This is a genomic window from Halomonas sp. DP4Y7-1, assembly GCF_019800705.1.
Classification (GTDB): Bacteria; Pseudomonadota; Gammaproteobacteria; order Pseudomonadales; family Halomonadaceae; genus Halomonas; species Halomonas litopenaei_A.
The window spans coordinates 271,922-290,580 of record NZ_JAHVKS010000002.1 but is presented as its reverse complement, the minus strand read 5'-3'; the positions used below and the strand labels follow the sequence as shown (position 1 = coordinate 290,580).

The 18,659-nt window shown below is 61.7% G+C and carries 15 protein-coding genes; 12 read left to right on the top strand and 3 right to left on the bottom strand.

What is annotated here, in order from left to right; translation table 11 throughout:
• Positions 1-7 precede the first annotated feature (7 nt).
• Both dnaG and rpoD read left to right on the top strand, forming a co-directional pair.
• Positions 8-1,825, top strand: a complete 1,818-nt coding sequence (gene dnaG / locus KUV72_RS04820) for a DNA primase (protein ID WP_206941324.1) — start codon at positions 8-10, stop codon at positions 1,823-1,825.
• Positions 1,826-2,129: 304 nt separating this feature from the next.
• Positions 2,130-3,971 (top strand): RNA polymerase sigma factor RpoD, encoded by a 1,842-nt coding sequence (rpoD, locus tag KUV72_RS04815; RefSeq protein ID WP_222237615.1) that lies wholly within the window; start codon positions 2,130-2,132, stop codon positions 3,969-3,971.
• Positions 3,972-4,239: 268 nt separating this feature from the next.
• Here rpoD and KUV72_RS04810 read toward each other — a convergent pair whose 3' ends face one another.
• Together KUV72_RS04810 and KUV72_RS04805 are read right to left on the bottom strand one after the other, a co-directional pair.
• Positions 4,240-4,887 carry a hypothetical protein gene (locus tag KUV72_RS04810; protein ID WP_206941322.1) on the bottom strand — a complete coding sequence of 216 codons (648 nt, stop codon included), beginning with the start codon at positions 4,885-4,887 and terminating at the stop codon, positions 4,240-4,242.
• Between the two features lie 117 nt (positions 4,888-5,004).
• Positions 5,005-5,916 carry a LysR substrate-binding domain-containing protein gene (locus tag KUV72_RS04805; RefSeq protein WP_206941321.1) on the bottom strand — a complete coding sequence of 304 codons (912 nt, stop codon included), beginning with the start codon at positions 5,914-5,916 and terminating at the stop codon, positions 5,005-5,007.
• 217 nt (positions 5,917-6,133) lie between these two features.
• Between KUV72_RS04805 and KUV72_RS04800 the strand changes: the two genes are divergently transcribed.
• From KUV72_RS04800 to KUV72_RS04775, 6 genes are all read left to right on the top strand, one after another.
• Positions 6,134-7,513 (top strand): L-serine ammonia-lyase, encoded by a 1,380-nt coding sequence (locus tag KUV72_RS04800; RefSeq protein ID WP_222162730.1) that lies wholly within the window; start codon positions 6,134-6,136, stop codon positions 7,511-7,513.
• A gap of 319 nt (positions 7,514-7,832) precedes the next feature.
• Positions 7,833-8,609: an ABC transporter ATP-binding protein gene (locus tag KUV72_RS04795; RefSeq protein WP_206941317.1), complete on the top strand. Its 777-nt coding sequence runs from the start codon at positions 7,833-7,835 to the stop codon at positions 8,607-8,609.
• A complete protein-coding gene (locus KUV72_RS04790; protein ID WP_409995781.1) occupies positions 8,606-9,358 on the top strand; it encodes an ABC transporter ATP-binding protein in 753 nt (250 codons plus the stop codon). Before KUV72_RS04795 ends, KUV72_RS04790 begins: the two co-directional genes overlap by 4 nt.
• A gap of 190 nt (positions 9,359-9,548) precedes the next feature.
• Entirely contained in the window at positions 9,549-10,805 is a 1,257-nt protein-coding gene (locus tag KUV72_RS04785) for an ABC transporter substrate-binding protein (RefSeq protein WP_409995780.1), read from the top strand.
• Positions 10,806-10,899: 94 nt separating this feature from the next.
• Entirely contained in the window at positions 10,900-11,787 is an 888-nt protein-coding gene (locus tag KUV72_RS04780) for a branched-chain amino acid ABC transporter permease (RefSeq protein ID WP_206941315.1), read from the top strand.
• 1 nt (position 11,788) lies between these two features.
• The gene (locus KUV72_RS04775; protein WP_206941313.1) at positions 11,789-12,781 is read left to right on the top strand and encodes a branched-chain amino acid ABC transporter permease; all 993 of its coding nucleotides are present in this window, start codon (positions 11,789-11,791) and stop codon (positions 12,779-12,781) included.
• A gap of 75 nt (positions 12,782-12,856) precedes the next feature.
• On the opposite strand, the gene KUV72_RS04770 is transcribed toward KUV72_RS04775, so the two are convergent.
• Positions 12,857-13,786: a LysR family transcriptional regulator gene (locus KUV72_RS04770; RefSeq protein WP_222237614.1), complete on the bottom strand. Its 930-nt coding sequence runs from the start codon at positions 13,784-13,786 to the stop codon at positions 12,857-12,859.
• Between the two features lie 203 nt (positions 13,787-13,989).
• Between KUV72_RS04770 and KUV72_RS04765 the strand changes: the two genes are divergently transcribed.
• The 4 genes from KUV72_RS04765 to mtgA all read left to right on the top strand — a co-directional run bounded on the left by KUV72_RS04765 (position 13,990) and on the right by mtgA (position 18,626).
• On the top strand, positions 13,990-15,099 hold the full coding sequence (locus tag KUV72_RS04765) for an S-(hydroxymethyl)glutathione dehydrogenase/class III alcohol dehydrogenase (protein ID WP_222162732.1): 1,110 nt from the start codon (positions 13,990-13,992) through the stop codon (positions 15,097-15,099).
• Between the two features lie 147 nt (positions 15,100-15,246).
• Positions 15,247-16,104 carry an S-formylglutathione hydrolase gene (gene fghA / locus KUV72_RS04760; protein ID WP_206941310.1) on the top strand — a complete coding sequence of 286 codons (858 nt, stop codon included), beginning with the start codon at positions 15,247-15,249 and terminating at the stop codon, positions 16,102-16,104.
• Positions 16,105-16,560: 456 nt separating this feature from the next.
• Positions 16,561-17,703: a GlxA family transcriptional regulator gene (locus KUV72_RS04755; protein WP_222237613.1), complete on the top strand. Its 1,143-nt coding sequence runs from the start codon at positions 16,561-16,563 to the stop codon at positions 17,701-17,703.
• A 224-nt stretch (positions 17,704-17,927) separates the two neighbouring features.
• Positions 17,928-18,626 carry a monofunctional biosynthetic peptidoglycan transglycosylase gene (gene mtgA / locus KUV72_RS04750; RefSeq protein WP_222237612.1) on the top strand — a complete coding sequence of 233 codons (699 nt, stop codon included), beginning with the start codon at positions 17,928-17,930 and terminating at the stop codon, positions 18,624-18,626.
• The last annotated feature ends 33 nt before the right edge of the window (positions 18,627-18,659 follow it).

Here is an 18,659-nt window from a genome sequence, read left to right as displayed (position 1 = left end):
GGAGACTATGGCCGGCCAGATTCCCCAGCGCTTCATTGATGACCTCCTCGCGCGCGTGGACGTGGTCGAGGTGGTGGGTGAGCGCGTCAAGCTGAAAAAGGCCGGGCGCAACCACTCTGGTCTGTGTCCGTTTCATCAGGAAAAGAGCCCATCGTTCACGGTCAGCGCGGACAAGCAGTTCTATCACTGCTTTGGCTGTGGTGCCCACGGCAACGCGCTGCGCTTCTTGATGGAGTACGACAAGCTACGCTTCCCGGAAGCGGTCGAGCAGCTTGCTTCCAGGTTGGGGATGGAGGTGCCCAGAGAGGGTGCCGACGATCCCAGAGCCCAGGCGCGAGAAAAAAAGCGCAAGGAAGGCGTCAACCTGCTGGAAATGTCTGCCAGCTACTTTCGCGAGCGGCTCAAGATGCCGGAGGGCCAGGTTGCCCGAGAGTATCTGGAGCAGCGCGGGGTGTCAGACGAGATCCGCGAGCTATTCGGCATTGGCTATGCGCCGGCCCAATGGGAGGCGCTGAAGCGGCACCTCGGGGGGCAGGGCGTCGACGAGTCGGTGCAGATCGAGTATGGCCTGCTGGTTCACCACGAAGACAGTGGTCGCAGCTACGACCGTTTTCGCGATCGAGTGGTGTTCCCGATCCGCGATATTCGCGGGCGGACCTTGGGTTTTGGCGGTCGGGTCATGGGGGATGCCAAGCCCAAGTACCTGAACTCTCCCGAAACCCCCGTGTTCCACAAGGGGCGCGAGCTGTATGGCTTGTACGAAGCTCGCCAGGCCAGCCCGAAACTGGAACGGTTGTTGATCGTCGAAGGCTATATGGATGTGGTCGCGCTGGCGCAGTACGGCATCCATAATGCGGTGGCTACGCTGGGTACGGCCACCACGGCAGATCATCTGCGGCGCCTGTTTCGCCTGGTCAGTGAGGTCGTGTTCTGCTTCGACGGTGACAAGGCCGGACGTCAGGCGGCGGCCAGGGCGCTGGAAACCGTGTTGCCCGAGATGATCGACGGGCGTCAGGCGCGCTTCCTGTTCCTGCCCGAGGGCGAGGATCCGGACAGTCTGGTGCGGCGTGAGGGTGCCAGTGCGTTCGAAGATCGCGTGGTGTGTGCCAGTCCGCTGTCGGAGTTTCTGTTCGAGCACGCCGCCCAGGGGCGTGACCTGGCGCAGCTGGAGTCGCGCGAACGCTACGCCAGCCAAGTGCTGTCGGCCATCGAGAAGATGCCCCAGGGAGTGCTCAAGTCGTTAATGCTGACGGAGCTGTCGCGACGTACCGGGGTCGAACAGTCGCGTTTTGAAGCGCTTCTGGCGCCCGTGGTTGCCGAAGAGCCCGAGCTGATGCCCTTCGACGACGCCATGGAGCCCGCTGTTGAAGAGGGCCAGTTGCCGCAGCGGCGCAGAAAGTCCTCCGCGGCCCTGGGCCTGATGGGCCGTACCCTGCAGCTGCTGGTGCACGAGCCGCGCCTGGTGGAGCGTCTCCCCGAGTCGCTCGAGTGGTGTGACGGTCAGGGCGACGATGCGCGACTCTGTCGCGACGTGATCGAGCTGTTGCGGGCTGGGGGGTATTCCAGTGCTCAGGTGCTGTTGATGCACTTCCATGGCAGTGAGGACGGCGAGCGTCTGGCCGCACTGGCGCGCAAGGAGCTGTTGATCCCCGGGCCGGCAAGGGCGGCTGAGCTGGACGGTCTGGTGAGCTATTTTCAGCGGGCCTGCAAGACCCCGTCGCGACAGCAGGAGATTGATACGTTGCTGGCAAAGCAGCAATCAGGGGAGCGTCTCTCGAGTGAGGAGCGCTCGCGACTGATGAGTCTGCTGGCCGCACGTGATTGAAGACGTCGCAGCGAACGATCCCTCAGCGTCACTGGTCTACCTTCTGAGGTAAGCCTTCACGCTTTGCTGGCGACGAATAGGAGGTATAGAAGGTGTCAGGGTTGAATTCTCAACTACTATCACCATCTAAGGGACTAGGCGCTGATATTGGGCGCAACCAGATAAGCTAACACACCTGAGACATCGCGCAAACACTCCAGACTGGCAGAAGTGGCCCCAAAACCGCTATACTGTCCGGCTTACCGAGTTTTCTCCACCTTAGCGCTTCAGGTGCTTCATTCTTCTTCGTCGAGATAGGGTTTCTATGGCTGGAAATGCGCAGCAGCAGTCACGTCTGAAGGAGTTGATCGCGCGCGGCAAGGAGCAGGGCTTCCTGACCTATGCCGAGGTCAACGACCACCTTCCCGAAGATATCGCCGACCCCGACCAGGTGGAAGATATCATCGGCATGATCAATGACATGGGTATTAACGTCGTCGAGGAAGCTCCCGACGAAGATACCCTGATGATGTCGGATCACTCAACCGATGAGTCCGCTGCCGAAGAGGCGGTAGCGGCGCTGGCAGCGGTGGAAAGCGACGTCGGTCGGACCACCGACCCGGTGCGCATGTACATGCGCGAGATGGGGACGGTCGAGCTGCTGACCCGCGAAGGCGAGATCGAGATCGCCAAGCGCATCGAAGAAGGGACTCGCGAGGTGATGTCGGCGCTGGCCTACGTGCCGGGCGCGGTCGAGTCCATTCTTGACGCCTACGACGCCACTCAGGACGAAGAGGCTCCTGGACGCCTGTCAGACCTGTTTTCCGGCTTCATCGACCCTGATGAGGGAATCCCCGGCGTTGCCGAGGCGGAAGTCCCGGAAGTGGAGGAGCAGGAAAGCAGCTCCGACGAGGATGACGACGAGGACGCGGGCGAAGAGGACGACTCTGGCGGCGGTCCGGATCCCGAGGAAGCGCGTGCCCGTTTCGAGCAGATCCGAGAGCAGAGCGGCATTGCCAATGCCGCCATCGAACGCGGTGGGCGCCAATCACCCGAGGCGAAGGAAGAGCTGGCGCGTCTGGCTGAGCTGTTCTCGCCGATCAAGCTGGTGCCGAAGCACTTTGAGCGTCTGGTGGGGCAGGTCCGCATCAGCGTCGAGCAGGTGCGGGCTCAGGAAAAGACCGTGATGCAGCTCCTGGTCAAGCAGGCCAAGGTGCCGCGCAAGGCCTTCATCAAGGCATTTCCCAGCAATGAGTCGCGCCTGGACTGGCTGGACGACTTCATTGCCGAGAACGCTCGCTATGCCGACCGTCTCGAGCCGCTGAAGGCCGACGTGCAGCGCGCTCAGCGCAAGATCGCCTTCGAGGAAGAGATGATCCAGCTGCCGGTGAGCGAGGTGAAGGAAGTCAACCGTCGCCTGTCCATCGGTGAAGCCAAGGCGCGCCGTGCCAAGAAGGAAATGGTCGAGGCCAACCTGCGCCTGGTCATCTCGATCGCCAAGAAGTACACCAACCGTGGCCTGCAGTTCCTGGACCTGATTCAGGAAGGCAACATCGGCCTGATGAAGGCGGTGGACAAGTTCGAGTACCGTCGCGGTTACAAGTTCTCGACCTATGCGACCTGGTGGATTCGTCAGGCGATCACGCGCTCGATTGCGGACCAGGCACGCACCATCCGCATCCCGGTGCACATGATCGAGACCATCAACAAGCTCAACCGCGTATCGCGTCAGATGCTGCAGGAAATGGGGCGTGAGCCGACTCCGGAAGAGCTGGGCGAACGTCTCGAGATGCCGGAGGACAAGGTCCGCAAGGTGCTCAAGATCGCCAAGGAGCCGATCTCCATGGAGACGCCCATCGGCGATGATGACGACTCGCATCTGGGCGACTTCATCGAGGACTCCACCATGGTGCTGCCGATCGACTCGGCCACCGGGGAAGGGCTCGTGGAAGCCACGCGCAACGTGCTGGGCGGCCTGACGGCTCGCGAAGCCAAGGTGCTGCGCATGCGCTTCGGGATCGACATGAACACTGACCACACCCTCGAGGAAGTGGGCAAGCAGTTTGATGTCACCCGTGAGCGGATCCGTCAGATCGAGGCCAAGGCACTGCGCAAGCTGCGCCACCCGACGCGTTCGGAGCCGCTGCGCTCCTTCCTCGACGAGTAAGCTCAGCGCACGCCTTGTCGGCCGAGGGCGTTGACGACGCCCTTGGTCAGACAGTCGTCATACAAGACGCCCGCGGCACATGCCGCGGGCGTTTTTTGTGGTGTGTCCCTTCGCCAATCTGCTGGGGGTGTCGCGTCAGGCGGATGTCGGCGCCTGCCCTCGCTCTTCATGTGGGTACCACCAACATGACAACGCCCGCGATGAGCGGGCGTTGTCATGACGTCTGGGGCTGTAGCGGCTGTACTGCAGGGTAGGGACTCGCGGCGGCTCAGGCCTGCTTGGCCTGGCGACGCCGAATCCACAGCACCAGCTCGATCATGGCGAACAGCAGCAGGGTATAGCCGAAGAGCTCGGTCACTTCCTCCGCGGCGTCCTTGAACACCCGGATATAGCGCTCCGCCAGCAGCGACTCCCACATCTCGCTGCGACCGTAGAGCCGCGAGAAGGCAAAGGTGCCGAGAAAGCCTGCGGCGAACAGGCCAAAGGAAAAACTCTCGACGTAGCCCTCGAATTCGCGCACGAAGGCGTGGCGCTCGCGCAGGACGATATACAGGATCGGCAGCAGCAGCAGCGTTACCAGCGTCTGCCAGGCGCCGTCGAACACATAGGCGTCGAGAAAGGCATCCTGCTCACGAATCAGGGCGGCGGCCAGCAGGCCAAACATCAGTAGCGTCACCCGCGGTAGCCCGCCCAGCACTTGCCGGGCATACACCAGCAGTAGACAGCTGATCGTCAGCCAAAGCGTCTGCATGCTTTCCGTAAAGCCCGTCTCGCTGAAACGAATCTCTTCCGGCAGGCCGGTTTCCCACAGTACGCCCTGCATCATGGCGCCGATGACCAGGAGGTAGAGCAGGGCTCTGGCGCAGGTCGCGCGGAAACTGATCGTGGGCGCGGCGGATGGGGGGGTATCTAGCATCCCTCTCAATCTCCAGGTAAGGCGTGTATCAGGCGGGGATTATACCTACAGCTTTGCATGTGTGTGTGAAATTCCCCGAGGTATTCTTGACTCGTTTGCGCTGTCGCTCGTTGCACGTTATCGCCGCGCTTCCTCCACCAGCCAGTCGTGCACGGCCTTGATCCGACGATCATCGGTCGCCCCCGGTGCGTGGACAATGCCGTAGTGCTTGCCGGTATCGACCCGTGACTTGAAGGGAGCGATCAAGGCACCACTCTTGAGCTCGCTGGTCATCAGGGTTTCCCTGGCGATCGCGACGCCCATGCCGGCGATAGCCGCCTCCATGGTGAGGTGATTTCGGTTGAAGGTATAGCCTCTTTCAAGATTGATCGAGGGCGCACCGATGGCGGACAGGTAGTGGCGCCATTCACCGTACTCCTGGCTGCCGCGCCAGGCGGTGATGTCGTGCAGCAAAGGATACCAGGACAGATCCTCTGGACGACGCAGGGCAGGACGCCCCTTGAGCAGGCTGGGCGAGCATACCGGAAAGATGCGCTCCTCCATCAATGGGGTGATCGATAGCCCCGGATAGTGGCCGTCGTTGAGGTCCAGGGCCAGGTCGAAATCCCCGTCGCGCAGGGAAATGTTGCTGTCTTCCGAGCTGATGTGCAGCTCGATATCCGGAAATCGTGCCTGCAGTCGCGGCAGTCTCGGCATCAGCCACTTGTTCAGGAACGAGGGGATCGAGCGTAGCCGGATCACGCCGCTCATGACACCGCTGCGCAGCCGGCTGACTTCGAGCCCGACCGCCTGATAGGCGTCATCGACCACGGCAGCCAGGCGTTTGCCTTCCTCGGTCAGCTCCAGCCGGCGTGGCAACCTCCGGAACAGCTTGAATCCCAGCCTGTCCTCCAGTTGCTTGATCTGCTGGCTGACCGCCCCGGTGGTGACGTGCAGCTCTTCTGCTGCGCGGGTAAACGAGAGGTGTCTTGCACTGACCGCAAAGCCCTTGAGCCAGGCATGGGTCTGGGCATTGAGAAGTCGGCTCATGGATGCGCTCTTGTGGGCTTATGATTTAGCTGAGCTATATTGAAGACAAGATATTCTGCCTTGTCCCAGGGCTTTTTGGCAGCCAGCATACCCATAATGGCATGCGACGACATCCTGTCGCTTTAGCGAGACTGATCGTAACGTCTGACAGCGCAGTGTTCTATCGTCGGCTACCAGCATCCCTTCAAGACGCGAATCTACTTTCAAGAGGCACCTCATGGCCATCAGCGTTTTCGACCTTTTCAAGATTGGCATCGGCCCATCGAGCTCGCATACCGTTGGCCCGATGAAGGCAGCCCATGATTTCGTCGAGGCGCTACGACGCGATGACGCTCTGGAGCGGGTCGCAGCGGTCGAGATTCACCTTTATGGGTCACTTTCTGCCACGGGCAAGGGGCATGCCACGGATCGTGCCTGTGTCATGGGGCTGATGGGGGAGCGCCCTGACCGCATTGATCCCGCGGTGATCGGGCCATGCATCGAGGAGCTACTGGAGAGCCAGACCCTGATGCTGGGAGGGCAGGTCGCCGTGCCCTTCTTGTGGGCTCGTGATCTTGTCTGGCATGAGGAGAGTCTTCCCTATCACCCCAACGCCATGACCCTGGTCGCCAAGGGGCACGCAGGTGACATCCGGCGCGAGACCTACTATTCGGTCGGCGGGGGTTTTGTGGTGGACGAGGCCCAGGCACAAGATGGCGCGCTGGACGCCGATAACACGGCGCTGCCCTATGACTTCAACAGCGGCGCTGAGTTGATGGCGTTGTGCCGTCTGCATGGTCTGAGCATCAGTGAACTGATGCTGGAGAACGAAAAGGCCTGGCGCAGCGAGGCTGAGGTGCGCGCGGGCCTGTGGGACATCTGGCAGGCGATGCAGGCCTGCGTGAACCAGGGCATCCAGGCAGAGGGCGTGCTGCCTGGCGGGCTGAATGTCAAGCGCCGCGCCGCCTCGCTGTATCGTCGCCTGGAAGCCATGTCTGACGATGTGGGCCTGATCGCCTCGACCTTTTCCGCGATGGACTGGGTCAATGTGTATGCGTTGGCCGTCAACGAGGAAAATGCCGCCGGCGGGCGCATGGTGACGGCGCCTACCAATGGCGCTGCTGGCATCATCCCTGCCGTGTTGCACTACTACATGAAGTTTCAGCCTGGCGCATCGGAGAAGGACGTCGTCAATTTTCTGCTGACGGCGGGTGCCGTTGGCATCCTGTGCAAGAAGAATGCCTCCATTTCCGGGGCCGAAGTGGGCTGCCAGGGGGAGGTGGGGTCTGCCTGCGCGATGGCGGCTGCCGGTCTGGCCGAGGTGATGGGGGCCAACGTTCCCCAGGTCGAGAACGCCGCTGAAATTGGCCTTGAGCATAACCTGGGGCTGACCTGTGACCCCGTAGGCGGGCTGGTTCAGGTGCCGTGTATCGAACGCAATGCGATTGCGGCGGTGAAGGCCATCAATGCCGCCTTGATGGCATGCCGTGGGGATGGCGAACATTTCGTGTCTCTGGACAAGGCGATTCGCACGATGCGTGATACCGGTGCCGACATGCAGGAGAAGTACAAGGAAACCTCCAAGGGAGGATTGGCCGTCAACGTCATCGAGTGCTGACGTCCACCTGACCATTCGTATGCCAGCAGCGGCCCGGGGATCGGCTCCCCGGGCCGCGCTTTTTTGCCCTAGTGTCAGCGACGTACCGAAGTTTTGTGTCCTGCCGCAGAGGGCCAGGGCGGAAACCTTGTGGGCTTTAAGTAAGCAACCTATTGAAATTCGGTGGGATACATCTTTGGTCGAGTTCAACGCATGGTGAATTGCGTCGGACGCACGTCTCTTCTAGCTTACGTAAACGTAAAGTTAAGCGTCTCCAGTACTGAGTCGAACAACCACAACAACCTCAAGACAGGGGCTACGGTCCCGGCGAGGACGCCACATGAGCCAGCAGTACGTGCTAGAGACCCGTGGCCTGACCAAGTCGTTTCGAGGCTTTACCGCCGTGGACGGCGTGGATCTGAAGATCACGGAGGGGCATATTCATGCTCTGATCGGCCCCAATGGAGCGGGCAAGACCACGGTCTTTAACCTGTTGACGAAATTTCTGCCGCCTACCAGGGGCGATATCCTCTACCGCGGCAAGCCCATCACCCGCATGCGTGCCAATGAAATCGCGCGCCTGGGGCTGGTGCGTTCCTTTCAGATTTCTGCCGTGTTTGGCCATATGACGGCGCTGGAAAACGTGCGAGTCGCCTTGCAGCGTAAGCTCGGTACCTCTTTTCATTTCTGGAAGTCGGAGCGTTCGCTGGAGCCGCTGAATCAGCGCGCCATGGAGCTGCTGGAGGAGGTCGGTCTGGCGGACGTCGCAGATGTGTTGACGGTGGAACTGCCCTACGGCCGCAAGCGAGCGCTGGAGGTCGCCACCACCCTGGCCCTTGAGCCCACTGTCATGCTGCTGGATGAGCCCACCCAAGGCATGGGGGCGGAGGATGTGGATCGCATCGTTGCGCTGATTCGCCGGGTCTCGGCGGGCAGAACGGTGCTGATGGTGGAGCATAACCTGAGCGTTGTCAGCCGGTTATGCGACCGCATCACGGTATTGGCCAGGGGCGCTGTGCTGGCCGAGGGTGACTATGCCAGCGTCTCGGCGGACCCAGCAGTGCGCGAGGCCTACATGGGCAGCGAAGCCAGCGTTGCCGAGGAGGCCACCACATGACCTCTGTGATGAACGCTAGCCGCTCCCCCCATGGGATCAGCACCAGCAGCGATGAAGCGATCTGCCTGGCGGGCGTCAACGCCTTCTACGGTGAATCACATATCCTGCACGGCGTGGACCTGCGGGTGAAGCGGGGTGAACTGGTGACGCTGCTGGGGCGCAATGGCGCAGGCCGCAGTACCACGCTGAAGACGATCATGAACATGGTCGGCTCGCGCAGCGGTTCCATTGTCATCAATGGACAGGAAACACTGGGCATGAAGCCCCACCACATACCGCGCCTTGGCGTGGGGTACTGCCCCGAAGAGCGGGGTATCTTTGCCAGCCTGGACGTCGAGGAGAACCTGCTGCTTCCGCCGACGGTACGCTCCGGTGGCATGAGCCTTGACGATATCTACGGGATGTTTCCGAATCTCTACGAGCGCCGGCGCAGTCAGGGGACCCGCCTGTCCGGTGGCGAGCAGCAGATGCTGGCCATGGCGCGCATCCTGCGCACCGGTGCCGACATTCTGTTGCTCGATGAAATTACCGAGGGGCTGGCTCCTGTCATCAATCAGGCGCTTGCCGAGGTGCTGGTGACGTTGAAATCCCGCGGGATGACCATCGTGCTGGTGGAGCAGAACTTCCGCTTCGCGGCCCCCCTAGCCGATCGCCACTTCGTCATGGAGCACGGCCGCATCATCGATACCATCGAAGCCGCCGATCTCGACGCCCGGCGCGACGACCTCAATGCACTGCTGGGGGTCTAGCGTGCTATTCGCCAGGCGCGTCACCCATCCCTTCGCGAAGCCGTTCCCACTGCCCGTTGCCGCCAGCGCGGACGGCGCTGTGTGGACGGCCAGTGCCGACGCCTCAGCACCTGCTCTACAACACGTTCAGCAACATATCCAACAACGACATATTCAACAACAACAAGGGCCATGGGCCCAGGAGCCTTCCATGATGTCACAGACCCGTACTTTCCGCCGTTTGCCGCTGGCTCGCGCCGTTGCCGCCAACACCTTGCTGGTCGCCGGCATGCTGGGAATGGCCGCACCCTCGCTGGCCCAGGACGGAATCAGCGATGGCGAGATCCGTATCGGCTATCTCGCGGACATGTCAGGCACCTATCGCGACCTGGCTGGCCCGGGTGGTCTTGAAGCCATGAAGATGGCGGTGGAAGATTTCGGTGGAAGCGTCGGTGATGCACCTATCGAGATCTTCAATGCCGATGACCGCAACAGCGCCGATGTGGGTGCCAACACCGTGCGTGGCTGGGTCGATCAGGAAAACGTGGACCTGGTCGCCGGCATGGTGGCCTCATCGGTTTCCATCGCCGTGACCAAGGTACTGGAAGAAGCCGGCGGACTGGCGATCATTTCAGGCTCTGCGGCTTCCAGCATCACCAACGAGCACTGCACTCCCAACCATATTCACTATGTGTACGATACCTATCCCCTGGCCAACGGAACGGCCAAGGCGGTGGTAGAGCAGGGCGGTGACAGCTGGTTCATGCTGACGGCGGACTATGCCTTCGGTCATGCGCTGGAAAGCGATGTCGAGAAGGTCGTCACGGACAATGGCGGCACCATCGTTGATCGCGTCCGTCACCCCTTCCCGACCAGCGACTTCTCCTCCTACATCCTTCAGGCCCAGGGCTCTGGGGCCAAGATTGTCGGCCTGGCCAATGCCGGTTCCGATACCGTCAACGCGATCAAGACGGCCAGCCAGTTTGGCCTGACGCAGACCGGGCAACAGCTGGCGGGCCTGTTGATCTTCCTCAATGACGTACATGCCATGGGTCTGGAAACCACCCAGGGACTGCTGCTGACGACCGGCTGGTACTGGGATATGGACGACGCCTCCCGCGAATGGGCTGAGCGTTACTTCGAGCGGGTCGGCAAGATGCCAACCATGGTTCAGGCGGGCATCTATTCCAGCACCACACAGTATCTCGAGGCGGTCGAGGCGGCGGGTACCGATGATCCTGCCACGGTGCGCGCCAAGCTGGGTGAGACACCCATCAATGACTTCTTTGCCCGCAATGGACGCATTCGCGAAGACGGACGCATGGTCCATGACATGTATCTGGCTGAGGTCAAGGCGCCTGCCGATTCCGAGAGTGAGTGGGATCTCTACGAGATCAAGGCAACCATCCCTGCCGAAGACGCCTATCGCCCCTTGTCGGAAAGCTCCTGCAAGCTGGTCAGCAACTAAACCGTGTCAGTTGGCACGATGCCACGGTGTTTCCAGGAAGCGCTGAATCATTCCGGGGCGGTCTCGCTACCGCCCCTTCTCGAGGGATGTCCTCATGACCATGATCTTTGGCGTACCGTTGGCGGTATTCATGGGCCAGCTGATGCTGGGGCTGATCAACGGCGCCTTCTACGCACTTTTGAGCCTTGGTTTGGCGGTGATCTTCGGCCTTCTGAAAATCGTCAACTTTGCTCACGGGGCCCAGTACATGCTGGGGGCCTTCGCCGCTCTACTGGGAGCCCAGTATCTGGGCATCAATTACTGGCTGGCGCTGCTGCTGGTACCACTGGTCGTCGGTGCCTTCGGCGCTCTGCTGGAACGACTCGTGCTGCGGCGCATCGCTCACCTCGATCATCTGTATGGACTGTTGCTGACCTTCGGTCTGGCGCTGATCTTCGAGGGTAGCCTGATCAACCTGTTCGGCGTTTCTGGGGCCAGCTATCCGGTTCCCGAGGCCCTTGCGGGTGGCATCAAGCTGCCATTCATGTTCCTGCCCACCTATCGTGGCTGGGTGCTGGTGGCGGCACTGGTGGTATGCCTGGGAACCTGGTTCATCATCGAACGCACTCGGCTGGGGGCGTACCTGCGTGCGGGCACGGAAAACCCGGCGCTGATGCAGGCGTTCGGCGTCAATGTGCCGCTGCTGGTCACCCTGACCTACGGGTTTGGCGTTGCGCTGGCGGCCTTTGCCGGCGTGCTAGCGGCGCCGCTGTACCCGGTGTCGCCGACCATGGGATCGAGTCTTCTGATCGTGGTCTTTGCGGTGGTGGTGATCGGCGGCATGGGCTCCATCCTCGGGGCTATCCTCACCGGTCTCGCCATGGGGCTGATCGAGGGACTGACCAAGGTGTATTACCCGGAAGCGGCCAATACCGTGATCTTTCTGGTGATGATCATGGTGTTGATGCTCAGGCCTGCTGGCCTGTTTGGTAAGGAGGCGTGACATGACCACAACGACGACAACGGCTTCCCCGGTGGCGGGGAAGGCCAGGGCGCGCGCCGCCCGCCGCCGCAGGGGCATGCTGCTGGTGGCGCTGCTGACACTGGCGCTGGTGGCTCCCCTGTTCGCCTATCCGGTGTTCCTGATGAAGGTCCTGTGCTTCGCGCTGTTCGCCTGTGCCTTCAATCTGCTGCTTGGCTTCGCGGGACTGCTGTCCTTCGGTCATGCCGCCTTTCTCGCTACAGGGGGCTACGTGACGGGCTTCCTGCTGTCGAGCTATCCGGGCCTGACGCCGGAGCTCGGCATCATTGTCGGCACTGTCGCTGCGGTGATTCTCGGCACCCTGTTTGGTGCCTTGGCGATTCGCCGCCAGGGGATCTATTTTGCCATGGTGACGCTGGCGCTGGCGCAGATGATGTTCTTTTTCTACATTCAGGCGCCGTTTACCGGCGGCGAGGACGGCCTGCACGGTGTGCCCCGAGGTAAGCTGTTCGGACTGATCGACCTGTCGAACAACCTGGCGATGTACTACGTAGTGCTGGCGATCTTCGTGATCGGCTTCGCCATCATTCAGCGAACGGTGCATTCACCCTTCGGGCAGGTGCTCAAGGCCATTCGCGAGAACGAACCGCGGGCGGTGTCCCTGGGCTACAACGTGGACGCCTACAAGCTGGTGGCCTTCGTGCTGTCGGCAGGACTTGCCGGTCTTGCTGGCGCGACCAAGACAGTGGTGTTTCAGCTGGCATCGCTGACCGACGCCCATTGGCACATGTCGGGGGAGGTGATTCTGATGACCCTGGTCGGCGGTGTCGGGACGTTGTTTGGCCCGCTGGTGGGCGCAGGCCTGGTGGTCAGCCTGCAGACTCAGCTGGCGCAGTCACCGCTGGGGAATTGGGTCAGCGTCATTTTGGGCGCCATCTTCGTACTTTGCGTGCTGAGTTTTAGAAGCGGGATCGTAGGTGAGATTCAGCGTATGGTGCGCAAGAACTTCAAGTAGCTGCACTTTGGTATTGATGATTGGCATTAAAGAAGCCCGGTAAAAGTACCGGGCTTCTTCATTGTGCGGGTAACTTTAGATTTGTGTCTTTGGCTCGTCCACTTCCCGGCGGTTGTGATAGCGGGGTGGCAGCTGGTTGGCCAGGTGTTCTGCCAGGTAGTCGATGACGACGCGCACCTTGGGCGAGCGCTGGCGATGGTGCGGGGTGACGGCCCAGACGCCGGTATCACTGTGTCGGTAGGTGTCGAGCACCGAGACCAGCGCACCCTTGGCCAGATGGTGCTCGACGTAATAATCCGGCAATTGCCCCAGGCCGACGCCCTTGAGCACGGCGTCCAGCAGGGCCGGACCTGAATTGCCCTGCCACGGCCCCTTGATGGACACTTCCCGGGGTATGCCGTCGACGGCGAAACGCCAGCGATCACGTGAGCCATGCAGGCAGCGGTGGTGCTTCAATTCCGATAGGGCATGGGGCTGGGGAAAGCGCTGGAAGTAGGCCGGAGAGCCGACCACGTATTCGCGTCGGTCAGCCAGTCGGCGCGCCAGCATGGTGCTGTCTTCCAGGGTGCCCATGCGTATGCCGATGTCGAAGCCTTCCTCGATCAGGTCCACCTGCCGGTTGGTAAAGTGCAGGCGTACCCCCAGCTGCGGATACTGTATCAGCAGGTCATTGATCAACGGGGCCACGTAGCGCTCGCCAAAGGTGGTCGCGCAGGTCAGGGCGAGTTCCCCACGGGGCTGGGCCTCAAAGTCTTTTACGACCGCATCGGCCTCGCGAAAACCGTCTACCAGCGCCTCGCATTGCTGGTAGTAGAGACGCCCGGCCTCGGTCAGGCTGATCTGACGCGTGGTGCGGTAGAGCAGGGGAGTGTCGAGGCGACTTTCGAGCGCTGCGACCTGGCGGCTGATGTGGGAGCTGGACACGCCCAGGCGCCTTGCCGCGGCAGCGAACGACGAGAGCCGCACGACTTCAATGAACGCTTCGATACCGGCCCATGGGTGCATGGTCGTCTCCATTATTGCTATATGGCAACAATGTTATGTCGTCTGCGTGCTTTATCCCAGCCCGTGGCGAGGTCTAGACTGATGCCACTACCGTCAGCGGTGGCGGCCGGCCATATCGTGTCGGCACTGCCACTTGGTGCCACCATCGCTGCTCGGGGACACGCGCCCTATTGCGTTCATCGACGTTATTCGAGGATGTTGCCATGAAATCACGTGCCGCCATTGCTTTGGAATCCGGCAAGCCGCTAACCCTGACAGAGATCGACGTGGAAGGTCCCAAGGCGGGGGAAGTGCTGGTTCGTATCGTTGCCACCAGTGTCTGCCACACCGATTCGTTCACCCTGTCCGGGGCGGATCCTGAAGGCATCTTCCCCTCGGTACTGGGCCATGAAGGCGCCGGTATTGTCGAAGAGGTGGGCGAGGGCGTGACCAGCCTGAAGCCGGGTGATCACGTGATTCCGCTGTACACCGCTGAGTGTGGCGAGTGCAAGTTCTGTCGCTCTGGCAAGACCAACCTGTGTAGCTCCGTGCGTGCCACCCAGGGCCAGGGCCTGATGCCTGACGGCACTACTCGCTTCTCCTTCGAGGGCAAGCCGCTCTACCACTACATGGGCACGTCGACCTTCAGCGAGTACACCGTGGTGCCGGAAGTGTCTCTGGCCAAGGTCTCGCAGGAGGCACCGCTGGACAAGATCTGTCTGCTGGGTTGCGGCGTGACCACCGGCATTGGTGCGGTGCTGAACACCGCCAAGGTGGAGCCGGGCGCGACCGTTGCCGTGTTCGGTCTGGGCGCCATCGGCCTGGCCGTCATCCAGGGCGCGGTGATGGCCAAGGCCGGCCGTATCATCGCCATCGATGTGAACCCCGAGAAGTTCGAGCTGGCCAAGCAGTTTGGGGCGACCGACTTCGTCAATCCCAAGGACTACAGCGACTCCATCCAGCAGGTCATCGTTGACTTGACCGATGGCGGTGTCGACTACTCCTTCGAATGTATCGGCAACGTCAATGTCATGCGCTCCGCGCTTGAGTGCTGCCACAAGGGGTGGGGCGAGTCGATCATCATTGGTGTGGCCGGAGCCGGTCAGGAAATTTCCACCCGTCCGTTCCAGCTGGTCACCGGTCGTGTCTGGAAAGGCTCGGCCTTCGGCGGGGTCAAGGGGCGCAGCCAGCTGCCTGGCTACGTCGAGCAGTACATGAACGGCGAGCTCAACATCGACGACTTCATCACCCATAACATGGCCTTCGACAAGATCAACGAGGCCTTCGACCTGCTGCATGCGGGCGAGAGTATCCGTACCGTGCTGCATTACTGACGCCCACGCCTGCTGGCTCGGTCGACGCCGGGCTAGCGGCGCTTTGCCTCAGGCGCTCGAGCCACCATGGCGATGCTGTGGTTCGCGCGAGCCCTTGTCGATTCACGGCCCCGCCTGGCGGGGCATCATTGTCGAAGGAGATTCGCCATGTCCATGAGCGAGCATCTGGAACTGGTCAGCGCCAACCGCAGCTTCGGCGGTTGGCACAAGCGCTATCGTCATCACTCGCGGGCGCTGGACTGCGAGATGACCTTCGCCATCTACCTGCCACCTCAGGCCGAGACCGAGAAGGTTCCGCTGCTGTGGTGGCTGTCCGGGCTGACCTGCACCGACGAGAACTTCATGCAGAAGGCGGGTGCGCATCGTCTGGCCGCCGAACTGGGTATCGCCATCCTGTGCCCGGACACCAGCCCGAGAGGGACGGACCTGCCTGGCGAGCACGACAGCTATGACCTGGGTTCCGGTGCCGGCTTCTACGTCAATGCGACCCAGGAGCCCTGGAAGGCCCACTATCGGATGTACGACTACGTGACCGAGGAGCTGCCGTCGGTGGTGCGCCAGCACTTCCCATTGAATGGGCGTGAGTCCATCAGCGGCCACTCTATGGGTGGTCATGGGGCCTTGATTCTGGCGCTACGCAAGCCTGGCCACTATCGCTCGGTCTCGGCGTTCTCGCCTATCGTCAATCCGACCCAGTGTCCCTGGGGCCGCAAGGCCTTTACGGCTTACCTGGGGGAGGACACCAGCAAGTGGACCCAGTACGACGCCTGTGAACTGGTAGCGCGCGGGGCGTCCCGCCAGCCCCTGTTCATCGATCAGGGGGATGCCGATGACTTCCTGGAAGAGCAGCTGTGCCCGGAGCGCCTGGAGGCCGTCTGCGCTGAGCGCGATCATCCGCTGACCCTGCGTCGTCAGCCCGGCTACGATCACAGCTACTTCTTCATCGCGACCTTCATCGAAGACCACCTGCGCTACCACGCGGAGAAGCTCTACGCCAAGCGCTGACAGCAGCGACAAGCTACACGCGAAAGAGCGCTGACAACGCGGCCCTCGTCCTGTGACGAGGGCCGCGTTGTATCTGGCCGGAGAAAGGCGTGGCGCAATTGGCGCCCCTTGCAAAGTCGCCATTGGTCGAGGTGGTCGCGTTGGGGACCAGGTATGTCGTGAAAATCGTCATGCGACGAAGAGATCGTCGCTTTTAGGCGCCATGGCGACATTGACGTAGCTATTCGCGACATCATTGTCGCAGACGACTGGTCAAGGGCATGTCGATAGCGATTATTGTGATGTCATGACACGTCGGTACGACCTAAAGTCATGTAAAACCGGGTTCGATGTCGGGGCTCAGTGCCGGTGCTGACATCTAGATGATGCCGCCATAACAATAATGGGTCGCGGCGGTGCCTCTTTCTGCGGAGCAGATCAGACGAGGGGCAGACCGACCGTGTCGAGGAGGTGACCATGAGCTTGCCCAACAAGCCCGGACGGGCTGTATCCCAGGGGGGCCACGAAGGACCCCAGACCATCGGCTTCCTGTTGCTGGAACACTTCACCCTGATCTCGCTGGCGTCGGCGATCGAGCCATTGCGCATGGCCAATCAGCTGTCCGGCCAGGAGCTCTATCGCTGGTTCACACTGAGTCTCGACGGTGCGCCGCTGGAAGCCAGCGACGGGCTGACCGTCACCCCGGATTCGTCGCTCAGTGTTCCCCTGTCGTTGGATATGGTCGTGGTGTGCGGTGGGGTGGCGCCCACCCGTCACGTGCACCAGGGCCATGTCAGCTGGTTGAAGTCCCAGGCGCGACATCTCAAGCGTTTTGGTTCCATCTGTACCGGTGCCTGGGCGCTGGCACGTGCCGGGCTGCTTGACGGCTATGAGGTCAGCACCCACTGGGAATGTCAGGCGGCCCTGCAAGAGGCGTACCCGTGTATCGGCCTGACGTCCAAGCTGTTCTCCATGGACCGGGATCGCTGTACCGCCTCCGGCGGGACCGCGCCGCTGGACATGATGCTGACGCTGATCGGGAGGGACCACGGGCGCGAGCTGGCGGCCGGGATTTCCGACATGTTCGTGTGCGACCGGGTGCGTGGTGAGCAGGACCAGCAGCGGGTGCCCCTCAAGCATATGCTGGGGACCGCTCAGCCAAGGCTCCAGGAAATCGTGGCCCTGATGGAAAACAACCTGGAGGAACCCATCGACCTGGACGAACTGGCTTGCTATGTCAGCCTGTCCCGGCGCCAGCTCGAACGCCTGTTCCAGCGCAACCTGCACTGCTCACCCTCACGCTATTACATGCGGCTGCGCCTCAACCGGGCTCGGCAACTGCTCAAGCAGACCTCAATGTCGATCATCGATATCGCCGCCGCCTGCGGGTTTGTCTCGACGCCCCACTTTTCGAAGTGCTACCGCGAGTGCTTCGGGCTGCCTCCCCGCGAAGAGCGCCTGGGATGGAGCGCTTTTTCTCCTGTCGTGGCGGGCACCCTGGCACCCCCGCTGGTGTCGGGAGCGTTGCAGGAGCCGGTATCCCGAGCCCTGTCGGCGCTGGAAGAAGCCCGGGGAGAGCCAACCTATGGCAGCTTCCGGGTCACGTCCAAGATAGGTTGAGGCCCAGAGAAGTGAGTTCAGGAGAGGTGAGTCCAGGAGAGCCTGGACACGAGAGAGCCTGAGTCCGAAAACGCTTGATGCATGCCAGCGGGGTGTCATCTACGCTCGTCTCGCTGGTCTGTCACTCCCGTTGGCCAGGCTGTCGCCGCAGCCTGCGCCGCATTTGTCGCGCTAGCCCAATGCCTTGATATACTGCGGGCACGTCCTTCAACAGAGCTCAAGGCATGCATATCCGGTGGCGCCCCATCCTACGACTTCTGCTTCGCGCCACTCTTGCCTTTGTGCTGGGGTCCGTTGTGCTGGTGCTGTTCTTTCGTGTGGTGCCGGTCTTTGGCTCCATGGTCATGCTGGAGCGAGAGGTGTCTTCTTGGTTTTCGGGGGAACCGCTGGACATTCAGCAGCAGTGGCGGCCTTGGGACGAACTGTCGGACAACGCCAAGCTGGCGGTGATTGCGGCGGAGGACCAGCGTTTCCCCGAGCATAACGGATTCGACCTGGTGGAGCTGAAACGTGCCGTGGAATCCGCCAGAAACGGGGGATCGCTGCGCGGTGCCAGCACCATTACCCAACAGACCGCCAAAAACCTGTTCCTGTGGACGGGGCGTGACTGGGTGCGCAAGGGGTTTGAGGCCTGGTTCGCCACCCTGATGGAGCTGTTGTGGCCCAAGGAACGTATCCTTGAGGTCTACCTCAATATCGTCGAGTTCGATCGCGGCGTGTTCGGGCTGGAGGCCGCCAGCCAGCACTACTTTGGGGTCGGTGCCGACCAACTGAGTGCGGTGCAAGCTGCCCGTCTGGCGGCTGTGCTGCCTAATCCCCTCGAACGCAGCGCCTCTCGTCCCGGGCCTCGTACCGCCAACCGCGCCGCCTGGATTCAGCGCCAGATGAATAACCTGGGGCTCAGGTATCTCGACAAGCTCTAGGGCATCACTGGCGTTAGGGAATCTCTGGCGCTA